General features: G+C 57.4%; 12 protein-coding genes. 5 read left to right on the forward strand and 7 right to left on the reverse strand.

The genetic code is table 11. The annotated features are described in order from the left end of the window. Nucleotides 1-99: 99 nt before the first annotated feature. The 6 genes from galM to modE all read right to left on the reverse strand — a co-directional run bounded on the left by galM (nt 100) and on the right by modE (nt 6,889). The gene (gene galM, locus AB1287_RS05060; protein ID WP_435617134.1) at nt 100-1,140 is read right to left on the reverse strand and encodes a galactose-1-epimerase; all 1,041 of its coding nucleotides are present in this window, start codon (nt 1,138-1,140) and stop codon (nt 100-102) included. Beyond that, on the reverse strand, nt 1,134-2,282 hold the full coding sequence (gene galK, locus AB1287_RS05065) for a galactokinase (protein ID WP_312627153.1): 1,149 nt from the start codon (nt 2,280-2,282) through the stop codon (nt 1,134-1,136). Before galK ends, galM begins: the two co-directional genes overlap by 7 nt. A gap of 5 nt (nt 2,283-2,287) precedes the next feature. Then, the gene (gene galT / locus AB1287_RS05070) at nt 2,288-3,334 is read right to left on the reverse strand and encodes a galactose-1-phosphate uridylyltransferase (RefSeq protein ID WP_435617135.1); all 1,047 of its coding nucleotides are present in this window, start codon (nt 3,332-3,334) and stop codon (nt 2,288-2,290) included. A 9-nt stretch (nt 3,335-3,343) separates the two neighbouring features. Next, a complete protein-coding gene (gene galE / locus AB1287_RS05075) occupies nt 3,344-4,360 on the reverse strand; it encodes a UDP-glucose 4-epimerase GalE (RefSeq protein ID WP_312627155.1) in 1,017 nt (338 codons plus the stop codon). A 204-nt stretch (nt 4,361-4,564) separates the two neighbouring features. After that, nucleotides 4,565-6,034: a molybdate ABC transporter ATP-binding protein ModF gene (gene modF / locus AB1287_RS05080; protein ID WP_435617136.1), complete on the reverse strand. Its 1,470-nt coding sequence runs from the start codon at nt 6,032-6,034 to the stop codon at nt 4,565-4,567. Between the two features lie 66 nt (nt 6,035-6,100). Next, a complete protein-coding gene (gene modE, locus AB1287_RS05085; protein ID WP_312627157.1) occupies nt 6,101-6,889 on the reverse strand; it encodes a molybdenum-dependent transcriptional regulator in 789 nt (262 codons plus the stop codon). A 127-nt stretch (nt 6,890-7,016) separates the two neighbouring features. Here modE and AB1287_RS05090 point away from each other — a divergent pair, with 127 nt between their 5' ends. The 4 genes from AB1287_RS05090 to modC all read left to right on the forward strand — a co-directional run bounded on the left by AB1287_RS05090 (nt 7,017) and on the right by modC (nt 9,862). Beyond that, nucleotides 7,017-7,169 carry an AcrZ family multidrug efflux pump-associated protein gene (locus AB1287_RS05090; protein ID WP_312627158.1) on the forward strand — a complete coding sequence of 51 codons (153 nt, stop codon included), beginning with the start codon at nt 7,017-7,019 and terminating at the stop codon, nt 7,167-7,169. A 166-nt stretch (nt 7,170-7,335) separates the two neighbouring features. Continuing rightward, the gene (gene modA, locus AB1287_RS05095; protein ID WP_435617137.1) at nt 7,336-8,112 is read left to right on the forward strand and encodes a molybdate ABC transporter substrate-binding protein; all 777 of its coding nucleotides are present in this window, start codon (nt 7,336-7,338) and stop codon (nt 8,110-8,112) included. Further along, the gene (gene modB / locus AB1287_RS05100; RefSeq protein ID WP_435617138.1) at nt 8,112-8,801 is read left to right on the forward strand and encodes a molybdate ABC transporter permease subunit; all 690 of its coding nucleotides are present in this window, start codon (nt 8,112-8,114) and stop codon (nt 8,799-8,801) included. Before modA ends, modB begins: the two co-directional genes overlap by 1 nt. Before the next feature lie 2 nt (nt 8,802-8,803). Continuing rightward, a complete protein-coding gene (gene modC, locus AB1287_RS05105; RefSeq protein ID WP_435617139.1) occupies nt 8,804-9,862 on the forward strand; it encodes a molybdenum ABC transporter ATP-binding protein ModC in 1,059 nt (352 codons plus the stop codon). Here modC and AB1287_RS05110 read toward each other — a convergent pair whose 3' ends face one another. After that, the gene (locus AB1287_RS05110; RefSeq protein WP_312627163.1) at nt 9,863-10,681 is read right to left on the reverse strand and encodes a pyridoxal phosphatase; all 819 of its coding nucleotides are present in this window, start codon (nt 10,679-10,681) and stop codon (nt 9,863-9,865) included. 129 nt (nt 10,682-10,810) lie between these two features. Between AB1287_RS05110 and pgl the strand changes: the two genes are divergently transcribed. Further along, nucleotides 10,811-11,806: a 6-phosphogluconolactonase gene (gene pgl, locus AB1287_RS05115; protein ID WP_312627164.1), complete on the forward strand. Its 996-nt coding sequence runs from the start codon at nt 10,811-10,813 to the stop codon at nt 11,804-11,806. Nucleotides 11,807-11,817 lie beyond the last annotated feature (11 nt).

Below are 11,817 nucleotides of genomic sequence, written 5' to 3' on the forward strand. Positions count from 1 at the left end.
TGTAAGCAGCATGTGAACCGGCCGTTATGTTTTTGCAGGTAAGTGGCGCGACTTTCAGCAATCTGGCGAAAAAAAGCCCTCAGTGAAGAGGGCTGGAGATTACAACGAGGTGAACTGGTATTCGGTGACGCTGATGTACTCTTCACCGGGCCGCAGTACGCAGTCCGGCTGAGTCCATTCCGGATGGTTCGGGCTGTCGGGCAGATATTCGCTTTCCAGCGCCAGGCCTTGCCAGTCGGCATAAGGTTCGGTTTCTCGCGATGGCGTGCCGCCCAGATAGTTGCCGGAATAGAACTGTAGAGCCGGAGCCGTGGTGTACACCTGCAACTGAAGCTTCTCGTCGGATGACCACATCGCCGCAGCTACCCGGGAAGGATCTCCCTGAGCCGAAAGCAGGAAGCCGTGATCGTAACCCTTCACTTTGCGCTGATCGTCATCGCTCAGAAACTCGCGGGCGATCGTCTTCGGCTGACGGAAATCAAAACTGGTATTGTCAACGGCTTTCAGGCCTGAACGCGGGATACCCATCTCATCCACGGGCAGATACGCTTCTGCTGCAATCTGCAGCTTGTGTTGACGAACATCGCTCTGCCCGCCGTCGAGATTGAAATAGACGTGGTTAGTCATATTTACCGGGCAGGCTTTATCGACGGTCGCCCGATATTCAATGGCGATGCGGTTATCATCCGTCAGACGGTAGTGAGCGGTGGCGCTGAGATTTCCCGGGAAGCCCTGATCGCCATCGGCAGATTCCAGCCCGAAGAGCACCGAATTGTCATTCTGATTCACGACCTGCCAGCGACGTTTATCAAAGCCCTCTGGCCCGCCGTGGAGCTGATTAGGGCCCTGGCTCGGCTTGAGCGTATATGTCACACCCTCAAGCGTAAAGCGGCTGTCGGCGATCCGGTTTGCGTAACGCCCTACGGATGCGCCGAGAAATGCCGCCTGTTGCGGATAGTATTCCGGGCTGGCGCAGCCGAGGAGTGCCTCGCGCACGCTGCCGTCTTTCATTGGAATACGGGCAGACAGCAGCGTTGCGCCCCAGTCCATCAGCGTCACTACCATCCCTGCGCCGTTGCGCAGGGTCAGCAGACGGAACGGCAGGCCGTCGGGGGCAAGAGTTGGCGTTTCAGTCAGCACTGGCCCGCTCCTTGAGATGCTTTACAGACGTAGAAGGTTTCTTTAATGCCGGTTTTCGCCTGATACTGCGCGGCAACGGCTTCTTTCACCGTTGGCACCAGCTCTTCCGGTACCAGAGCCACGATACAGCCGCCGAAGCCGCCGCCGGTCATGCGCACACCGCCTTTGTCACCGATAGTCGCTTTCACAATCTCAACCAGCGTATCGATTTGCGGTACGGTGATTTCGAAATCATCACGCATGGAAGCGTGAGATTCTGCCATCAGCTCACCCATGCGTTTCAGGTCGCCTTTTTCCAGCGCGGAAGCGGCCTCTACGGTACGGGCATTTTCAGTCAGCACATGGCGCACGCGTTTGGCTACAACCGGGTCAAGTTCATGGGCTACAGCATTGAATTTTTCCAGTGATACGTCGCGCAGGGCTGGCTGCTGGAAGAAACGCGCGCCTGTTTCACACTGTTCGCGGCGAGTGTTGTACTCGCTGCCGACCAGCGTGCGCTTAAAGTTGCTGTTAATGATGATCACCGCCGCGCCTTTCGGCATGGAAACGGCTTTGGTGCCGAGCGAGCGGCAGTCCAGCAGCAGCGCATGATCTTTCTTACCCAGCGCGGAAATCAGCTGATCCATAATGCCGCAGTTACAGCCGACAAACTGGTTCTCCGCCTCCTGACCGTTCAGCGCAATCTGCGCGCCGTCGAGAGGCAGGTGATAAAGCTGCTGGAACACGGTACCCACCGCAACTTCCAGCGAGGCCGAGGAGCTCAGGCCTGCGCCCTGCGGTACGTCGCCGCTGATGACCATATCCACGCCGCCAAAATTGCGGTCGCGTTTTTGCAGATGTTTTACCACGCCGCGCACATAGTTAGACCACTGCTGGGTATCGTGGCTGACGATAGGGGCATCCAGTGAGAATTCATCCGTCTGATTTTCATAATCGGCGGCAATGACGCGTACCGTGCGATCGTTACGCGGTGAACAACTGATAACCGTCTGGTAATCAATGGCGCAGGGCAGCACAAAACCGTCGTTATAGTCGGTGTGCTCGCCAATCAGGTTGACGCGGCCCGGTGCCTGAATAACGTGGGTGGCAGGGTAGCCAAATTTTTCAGCAAACAGGGACAGGGTTTTCTCTTTCAGACTCATTATTTTTAGACTCCTGATTCGCGATAGTGGACATCACTGACGGCGCGCAGGCGTTCGGCGGCCTGTTCGGCCGTCAAATCGCGCTGGGTTTCAGCCAGCATTTCGTAACCGACCATAAATTTGCGCACGGTGGCCGAGCGTAGCAGCGGCGGATAGAAATGGGCGTGCAGCTGCCAGTGCGTATTTTCTTCGCCATTAAACGGCGCGCCGTGCCAGCCCATGGAGTAGGGGAAGGAGCACTGGAACAGGTTGTCGTAGCGGCTGGTCAGTTTTTTCAGCGCCAGCGCCAGATCGGAACGCTGGGCGTCGGTTAAATCGGTGAGGCGAAGAACGTGGACTTTCGGCAGCAGCAGCGTTTCGAAAGGCCATGCGGCCCAGTAAGGCACGACGGCCAGCCAGTGCTCGGTTTCCACCACGGTCCGGCTGCCGTCAGCCAGCTCGCGCTGCGCGTAATCCACCAGCATCGGTGAGCCCTGCTCAGCGTAATAGGCTTTTTGCAGGCGATCTTCCCGCTCGACTTCGTTTGGCAGGAAGCTGTTCGCCCAGACCTGGCCGTGCGGGTGCGGGTTGGAGCAGCCCATTGCCGCGCCTTTATTCTCAAATACCTGCACCCATGGGTATAGTTTGCCCAACTCTGCGGTCTGCTGTTGCCAGGTTTGCACAACGTCTTCCAGAGCCTGAAGGTTCAGTTCCGGCAGCGTTTTGCTGTGATCCGGCGAGAAGCAGATAACCCGGCTGGTACCGCGCGCGCTTTCGCAACGCAGCAGAGGATCGTCACTCTGCGGTGCGTCCGGCGTGTCGGTCATCAGCGCAGCAAAGTCGTTGGTGAAGACAAACGTGCCGGTGTACTGCGGATTTTTATCTCCGGTGACGCGGGTATTACCCGGACACAGGAAGCAGTCCGGATCGTGTACCGGCAGCGTCTGCTGGGCGGGCGTTTCCTGCGCCCCCTGCCAGGGGCGCTTGGCGCGATGCGGTGACACCAGAATCCACTGCCCGGTGAGCGGATTAAAGCGGCGGTGTGGGTGATCGACAGGGTTAAAATGTGTCATGACAAATCCTTAGTCGGGATAGCCCTGCGGATGGCGTGACTGCCAGTGCCAGGTATCCTGCGCCATTTCGTCGAGCGTTCGGGTTACGCGCCAGCCGAGTTCACGGTCTGCTTTGCTGGCATCCGCCCAGTATGCCGGGAGGTCGCCATCGCGACGTGGGGCAAAGTGATGATTCACCGGTTTGCCACAGGCTTTGCTGAAGGCATTGACTACGTCCAGCACGCTGCTGCCGACGCCCGCGCCGAGGTTGTAAATGTGCACGCCTGGCTTATCCGCCAGTTTTTCCATCGCGGTAACGTGGCCATCGGCCAGATCCATCACGTGGATATAATCGCGCACGCCGGTGCCGTCTTCGGTCGGATAGTCGTTGCCGAAGATTGCCAGCGATTCACGACGGCCTACTGCTACCTGCGCGATGTACGGCATCAGGTTGTTCGGAATGCCCTGCGGATCTTCGCCCATGTCACCTGACGGATGCGCGCCGACCGGGTTGAAGTAGCGCAGCAGCGCGATGCTCCACTCAGGCTGTGCTTTTTGCAGGTCAGCCAGAATCTGTTCAACCATTAGCTTGCTTTTGCCATATGGGCTTTGTGGCGTGCCAGTCGGGAAGCTTTCGACGTAAGGGATTTTTGGCTGGTCGCCGTAGACGGTGGCGGAGGAGCTAAAGATAAAGTTTTTTACGTTAGCGGCTCGCATGGCGGCAATCAGGCGCAGCGTGCCGTTAACGTTGTTGTCATAGTATTCGAGGGGTTTGACGACGGATTCGCCCACGGCCTTCAAGCCGGCAAAATGGATCACGGTGTCAATCGCGTGATCGTGCAGGATTTCAGTCATGAGCGCTTCGTTGCGAATATCGCCTTCAACGAAAACCGGCTGCTTGCCGCCGAGACGTTCAATCACCGGTAACACGCTGCGCTTACTGTTACAGAGATTGTCGAGGATGATGACGTCATGGCCTTGCTTCAGTAACTGCACGCAGGTGTGGCTGCCTATGTAACCGCTACCACCTGTAACCAGTACTCTCATTTTTCGCTCCGTTAAGCCTATAGTATGGAATAAGCCTAGCATAACAGAGATGTGAAAAGTGTGACACGGCCGAAATTAGTGGAATCGTTTACACGGCGTGATTTTAGCCAGTCATCTGCGCATTTTGCATTATAAATCAATGAGCATCAGAAGGGAGAATGCTCTTTATCCGAAAAGCAGGAGCACCGGGCTCCTGCAGTGAAATCAGCATTTCCCTGTTGCGTAACGGTAGCCCTCTTCGCTGGCGATGAACTCCATGCGATGCGTGATGCACTCTGGCGCATCTTCGGCATGGTGTGAAACAAACAGCAATTGCGTTTTTCCTTCGCCAATCAGGACATCGACAAAACGGCGAACCAGCTGGCGATTCAGCGGATCCAGTCCCTGTAGCGGTTCATCCAGAATCAGCAGCGTCGGGTGCTTCACCAGCGCGCGCACGATCAGCGCCAGGCGCTGCTGGCCCCAGGACAGGCTGTGGAATGGCGCATCAGCGGTGCGGTTGTCCATGCCCAGGATATCCAGCCAGCCCTGCACCAGCTTGTGCTGCTTGTCGGATACCGCCTGATAAATCCCTATCGAGTCAAAATAGCCGGAAAGGATCACATTGCGCACGTTGGTGCTGACGCGATAATCGAGATGCAGGCTGCTGCTGACGTAGCCGATGTGTTTTTTGATATCCCAGATGGTTTCCCCGCTGCCGCGACGGCGGCCAAACAAGGTGAGATCGTTGCTGTAGCCCTGAGGATGGTCGCCGGTCACCAGGCTGAGCAGCGTGGATTTGCCCGCGCCGTTTGGCCCGACGATCTGCCAGTGTTCCCCCGGGTTCACCGTCCAGCTAAGATCGTTGATGACCGGCTTGTCGTTATATGAGACGACACCGTGCTTCAGCACAATGCGCGGCTGATCTTCCGGAAGCGAAAGCCTGGCCGAAGGGGCATCCGGTTCCGGCAGCGCAATGCCGGAAAGCTTTTCGCTGTGCGCCAGCTGGGCGATCAGCGCCTGATCGAGCAGCGCTTGTTTGGCACCCGTTTTCAATAGCGTGCAATCCGCCAGCACGCCTGCAAATTCAATAAAGTCGGGGATTTCGTCAAAGCGGTTAAGCACCAGCACCAGCGTGATGCCGTCCTGATGCAGCGTGGCGAGCAGTTCTGCCAGCGCCTGACGTGATGCAACGTCCAGCCCGTCGAAGGGTTCATCAAGGATCAGCAAATCCGGATTGCCCATCAGCGCCTGACACAGCAGCGTTTTGCGCGTTTCCCCGGTCGAGAGATATTTGAAGCGCCTCTCCAGCAGGTGAGCAATACCGAAGCGGCGGGCTAACGCCTCGCAGCGGCCTGCGTCTTTGACCTCATCCTGAATGATTTCGGCGGTCGTGCGTCCGGTATCGTCCTCATCCGGGCTGAGCATATCGGTGTTATTGCGCTGCCACTCGTCGCTGACCAGCTTTTGCAACTGCTCAAAGGAGAGGCGAGTGGTGCGTAAAAATTGACTGTCGCGGCTGCCGGAAAGCAGCTTCAGCTCACCGGAAAGGGCGCGGGCCAGTGCGGATTTCCCGCTACCGTTGCTGCCCACGAAGGCCCATGACTCACCAGAACGCAGTGTCAGACTGTCAATGGAGAGCGTTTTGGTATCGCTAAGACGAAACGTGCCTTGCGAAATTTGCAATAATGACATGATGTATCCCGTTTTTTGCAGCGAATTACTTCAGGGATACGTCTTCTGTGGGGCAATGTCAAGCCATCAGCACAGCGTGGCGAGGATCACCCGATCGGCGTTAAAGCAGGCAATTGCGCTGTCGCCTTCCTGCAGCGCTTTGGTTTCATCAACCGGCATGGTCGCGCAAAGCACCTGGCCGTCTGGCAGGGTCATCAGCACTTCGCTCTGCTGCGTACCTCGCTCAATATGGCTGATGGTGCCGGAAAGCTGGTTATCTGCGACGGCGGCAACGGCTTTATCGCGCGTAATACTGACCCACGGCGCTTTCAGCAGCACCAGCACCTCTTTACCTTCTTCCAGCCCAAGTCGCTCGCCGCTCTGGGCGGTGATGGCTACCTTCAGCCGGGTTTCTCCGTCGGCAAGCAGTACGTCAACATGCTCCTGCACTTGCTGATGATCGCGGCGGGTGAGGGTGCCGAACCACTGGTTGCGGGCGCTGGTCTGCAGGGAAAAACGGGAGATTGCCGCCAGCAGGCTGTTCAGCGGCAGGGCGTCGTCGTCGCTCAGAACATCGAACGCTTTTTGCTGAATTTGCGCCAGCAGATCGTAAAGCTGAATCAGGCGCTGGCCGTAGCGGGTCAGTACCGCGCCGCCGCCGCCTTTTCCGCCCGTTGCGCGATCGACCAGCGGCTGCTCGCTCAGCTGGTTCATTTCATTGATGGCGTCCCAGGCGCTTTTGTAGCTGATCCCGGCATTCTTCGCCCCCTGGCTGATGGAGCCGGTGACGTCGATTTGCTTCAGGAGTGCAATACGGCGCGGATCGGCAAAAAGACGCTGCTGAAGCTTGAGGGTAAGAAGAATTTCGGCCTGCATATCAATGTCCTGCTAAAAAGAGAAGAAGACTTACCTCACTATTATTGCACAGGGCACCGCACAAAAGGGGAGTGAATTTCCGCATTTACGGGTTACAATGATGAAATCACAATGTCAGGAGCTGACCATGTTAGAGTTGTTGAAAAGTCTGGTATTTGCCGTAGTCATGGTTCCCGTGGTGATGGCTATCATCCTTGGGCTGATCTACGGTCTGGGTGAAGTGTTTAACGTTCTGTCGAACGTCGGGCACAACGATAAAGCCCGCCAGCAAAATCACTGATTTCGAGACGCCCGGTACCACCGGGCGTTTTTTTATCCCGTCATAGTATTTAAGTTCCTCTTCTTCCTGCCGATATTAGCTTCTGTATACCCCTATTTAATTCTGGGAAAAGCCTGGGGTTGCCGCTATATTGTTGCGTACATAACGACACTCACAGGAGTTACAGATGGAACGTACATGGTTACGCCTTTTTGCGGGCGCTACATTATCCCTTGCTGTTGTTGGACACGCCGCTGCGGCAGACGCAGGCAAAATCACCGTTTTCGCCGCCGCTTCGCTGACTAACGCGATGCAGGACATCGCGAAAGAGTACAAGAAAGAGAAAAACGTCGACGTCGTCTCTTCCTTCGCTTCCTCTTCTACGCTGGCCCGTCAGATTGAAGCCGGCGCCCCGGCCGATCTTTTCATTTCCGCCGATCAGAAATGGATGGACTACGCGGTAGAGAAAAAAGCCATTGATACCGCCACTCGCGAAACGCTGCTCGGCAACAGCCTGGTGGTTGTTGCCCCTAAAGCAAGCGAACAGGGTGACGTGACCATTGACGCCAAAACCAACTGGGCCAGCCTGCTGAAAGGCGGTCGTCTGGCCGTGGGCGACCCGGACCATGTTCCGGCGGGCATTTATGCCAAAGAAGCGCTGCAAAAACTGGGCGCATGGGACACCCTGTCACCAAAACTGGCTCCGGCGGAAGACGTCCGCGGTGCGCTGGCGCTGGTGGAACGTAACGAGGCGCCGCTCGGCATCGTTTACGGCTCTGATGCCGTTGCCAGCAAAGGCGTAAAAGTGGTGGGCACCTTCCCGGAAGACTCCCACCAAAAAGTGGAATACCCGATTGCCATCACCGACGGGCATAAAAATGCCACCGTGACGGCGTTCTACGATTACCTGAAAGGCCCGCAGGCCTCAGCCATCTTTAAACAGTACGGATTTACAACGCACTAATGATATTGACGGATCCCGAATGGCAGGCGGTACTGCTGAGCCTGAAAGTTTCATCCCTGGCGGTGGTGTTCAGTTTGCCCTTTGGGATCTTCTTTGCCTGGCTGCTGGTGCGGCGTAATTTCCCGGGCAAAGCGCTTCTCGATAGCCTTATTCATCTTCCTCTCGTGCTGCCTCCGGTGGTGGTCGGCTATTTGCTGCTGATTGCCATGGGGCGGCGCGGGTTTATCGGCTCCTGGCTGTACGACTGGTTCGGGCTGACCTTTGCCTTCAGCTGGCGTGGTGCGGTGCTGGCCGCGGCGGTCATGTCCTTCCCGTTGATGGTACGTGCCATCCGTCTGGCGCTCGAAGGCGTCGACATTAAACTTGAACAGGCGGCACGCACGCTCGGCGCCGGGCGCTGGCGAGTATTTTTGACCATCACCCTGCCGTTGATGCTGCCGGGCATTATTGTCGGTACCGTGCTGGCATTTGCCCGATCGCTTGGCGAATTTGGCGCGACTATCACTTTCGTCTCCAACATTCCCGGCGAAACGCGCACCATTCCTTCGGCGATGTACACCCTGATTCAGACGCCGGGTGGCGAAGGGGCCGCCGCGCGCCTGTGCCTGATTTCTATCGTACTGGCGCTGGTGTCCCTGCTGATTTCCGAATGGCTGGCGCGCCTGAGCCGTGAAAGGACGGGGAAATAATCATGCTGGAACTCAATTTCACCCAGACGCTCGGTACCCATCGCCTGAGCATCAATGAATCCCTTCCGGCCTCCGGTATTACGGCGGTGTTTGGCGTGTCCGGCGCCGGGAAAACGTCGTTAATAAACGCCATCAGCGGGCTGACAAAACCGCAGCAGGGGCGGATCGTGCTGAACGATCGCGTGCTGAACGATACCGATAAGAACATTTGCCTGTCGCCAGAGAAACGGCGCGTGGGCTATGTATTCCAGGATGCACGCCTGTTCCCTCACTACAAAGTGCGCGGCAATCTGCGTTACGGCATGGCCAAAAGCATGGCCGGGCAGTTCGACAAACTGGTTTCGCTTCTCGGCATTGAAGCGCTGCTCGACAGGCTGCCGGGCAGTCTCTCCGGCGGCGAAAAACAGCGCGTGGCGATTGGCCGCGCCCTGCTGACGGCGCCAGAGCTGCTGCTGCTGGACGAGCCGCTGGCGTCGCTGGATATCCCGCGTAAGCGCGAACTCCTGCCGTACCTGCAACGGCTTGCCCGCGAAATCAATATTCCCATGCTCTACGTCAGCCACTCGCTGGACGAAATTCTGCACCTGGCCGATAAGGTGCTGGTGCTGGAAGAGGGGCGCGTGAAGGCGTTTGGCCCGCTGGAAGAGGTCTGGGGAAGTTCGGTGATGCACCCGTGGCTGCCGCAGGATCAGCAGAGCAGCATTCTGAAGGTGACGGTGCTCGAGCATCATCCGCATTACGCGATGACCGCCCTGGCGCTTGGCGATCAGCATCTCTGGGTCAGCAAACTTGAACGTCCGGTGCAGTCGGCGGTGCGTATCCGCATTCAGGCATCGGATGTGTCGCTGGTGCTCCAGCCGCCGGTACAAAGCAGTATCCGTAATATTCTGCGTACCAAAGTGATTCAGTGCTATGACAACGACGGCCAGGTGGAAGTCCAGCTTGAAATTGGCGGAAGAACGCTGTGGGCACGCATCAGCTCGTGGGCGCGGGATGACCTGGCGGTGAAGCCAGGCCAGTGGCTGTATGCACAGATTAAAAGCGTGTCGATTACCGCCTGATTACAGCAGCTGTTTATAGATAAAATCGGCGATGCTCTTATCCGTGTTGTCGCCGATCACCATGTTAGCGCGGGCTTTCACCGCATCATCGGCATTCCCCATCGCCACGCCGGTTCCGGCGGCTTCCAGCATGCTGATGTCGTTAAAGTTATCGCCAAACGCCACCACGTCTTTCATCGACAGACCCTGAGACTCAATCCAGCGGGCCAGGCGATTGCCTTTGCTGTTGCCCTTGCGGGCGACGTCTACCTGGTAAATCCAGGAGCGCTCGCAGGCTAAATCCAGCGTTTCCTCAACCTGCTGCACAAACGCATTCAGGCGGTCGCTGTTTTCATCGGTGAGCGCAAATTTCCAGATAGCGCCTGTCTGCTGGGCGGCGTGGGCGAAGGAATCCACCTGGCTGAAGACAGGGCGCTGGGCCGCAGGGAGCGTCATTGCCCATTCGATGCCGCGCGTGATGTGGCCCGCAGGCTTTTCATACAGCATGGCATCTTCAACGTACATCAGGCCGTGAACGTTATACTCGTTAAGCATGTCGATCATCTGCATGGCCTGGGAAAGGGTGAGCGGATCGGACTCCAGCACCTTTTTTGCCTGATAATCATACAAATAGGTGCCGTTGCAGCAAATTGCAGGTGTATCGAGCGCCAGTGCCTGATAAAAAGGATGGATGGCAACGTGATGTCGGCCAGTGACGATCAGAATCTGGTAGCCTGCCTCTTTGGCACGCGCCAGCGCCTCAAGGGATTGCGGAAGAATGGTTTTCGCCGGGGTCAGCAGGGTGCCGTCTAAGTCGAGGGCTATCACGCGTGATGTCATGTCGCAGTCCAGGTTAATGTTGAAAAATGTGCAGCTCACGATGGTACACCGCAGCGCGCGCAGGGCAAATTTTTCAGCACTCACTATTCTGTTAATTTGCTTCCACGTGCAGTAAGGAAAGGAGTTTTCATGAAACAAACCGTATATACCGCCAGCCCGGAAAGTCAGCAGATCCACGTCTGGAGCCTGAACCACGACGGCAAACTGACGCTGGTGCAGGTGGTGGATGTGCCAGGTCAGGTACAGCCGATGGTCATCAGCCCGGATAAGCGCTATCTGTACGTTGGCGTGCGCCCTGAATTTCGCGTGCTGGCCTACCGCATCGCGCCGGACGACGGTGCGCTGACGTTCGCCGCCGAATCCCCGCTGCCGGGCAGCCCAACCCACATCTCCACCGACCATCAGGGCCAGTTCCTCTTCAGCGGTTCCTACAACCAGGCCTGCGTAAGCGTGACGCGTCTGGAAGATGGCCTGCCTGTTGGCGTGGTGGACGTGGTTGAAGGGCTCGAAGGTTGCCACTCAGCCAATATTTCGCCGGACAACCGCACCCTCTGGGTGCCGGCGCTGAAGCAGGATCGTATCTGCCTGTTTACCCTGAGCGACGACGGTAAACTGGTGGCGCAAACCCCGGCGGAAGTCACCACCGTGGAAGGCGCAGGCCCGCGCCATATGGTGTTCCACCCGAATCAGCAGTACGCCTACTGCGTGAATGAGCTGAATAGCTCCGTGGATGTCTGGGAGCTGAAAGATCCGCATGGCGAAATTGAGTGTGTACAGACGCTGGACATGATGCCGCCGCATTTCGACGGCACCCGCTGGGCGGCAGATATTCACATCACCCCGGACGGACGTCACCTCTACACCTGCGATCGCACCTCCAGCACGCTGACGGTCTTTACGGTATCGGAAGACGGTAGCGTGCTTGAAGTGCAGGGCTTCCAGCCGACGGAAACCCAGCCGCGCGGCTTCAACGTCGATCACAGCGGGAAATTCCTGCTGGCGGTCGGGCAGAAATCGCATCATCTGGCGGTTTACGAGATTCAGGGTGAGCAGGGCCTGCTGCATGAGAAAGGGCGTTATGCCGTTGGCCAGGGCCCAATGTGGGTGGTGGTCAACGCGCACTAAGCCTGGCGCTG

It is taken from the genome of Scandinavium sp. UTDF21-P1B, from assembly GCF_040750395.1.
Classification (GTDB): Bacteria; Pseudomonadota; Gammaproteobacteria; order Enterobacterales; family Enterobacteriaceae; genus Scandinavium.

Bases quoted from the DNA above. Each gene is read 5' to 3' on its own strand.
- galT (WP_435617135.1), bottom strand. From the start codon at position 3,334: ATGACACATTTTAACCCTGTCGATCACCCACACCGCCGCTTTAATCCG.
- pgl (WP_312627164.1), top strand. From the start codon at position 10,811: ATGAAACAAACCGTATATACCGCCAGCCCGGAAAGTCAGCAGATCCAC.
- AB1287_RS05090 (WP_312627158.1), top strand. From the start codon at position 7,017: ATGTTAGAGTTGTTGAAAAGTCTGGTATTTGCCGTAGTCATGGTTCCC.
- modB (WP_435617138.1), top strand. From the start codon at position 8,112: ATGATATTGACGGATCCCGAATGGCAGGCGGTACTGCTGAGCCTGAAA.
- modA (WP_435617137.1), top strand. From the start codon at position 7,336: ATGGAACGTACATGGTTACGCCTTTTTGCGGGCGCTACATTATCCCTT.
- modE (WP_312627157.1), bottom strand. From the start codon at position 6,889: ATGCAGGCCGAAATTCTTCTTACCCTCAAGCTTCAGCAGCGTCTTTTT.
- modC (WP_435617139.1), top strand. From the start codon at position 8,804: ATGCTGGAACTCAATTTCACCCAGACGCTCGGTACCCATCGCCTGAGC.
- modF (WP_435617136.1), bottom strand. From the start codon at position 6,034: ATGTCATTATTGCAAATTTCGCAAGGCACGTTTCGTCTTAGCGATACC.
- AB1287_RS05110 (WP_312627163.1), bottom strand. From the start codon at position 10,681: ATGACATCACGCGTGATAGCCCTCGACTTAGACGGCACCCTGCTGACC.
- galK (WP_312627153.1), bottom strand. From the start codon at position 2,282: ATGAGTCTGAAAGAGAAAACCCTGTCCCTGTTTGCTGAAAAATTTGGC.
- galE (WP_312627155.1), bottom strand. From the start codon at position 4,360: ATGAGAGTACTGGTTACAGGTGGTAGCGGTTACATAGGCAGCCACACC.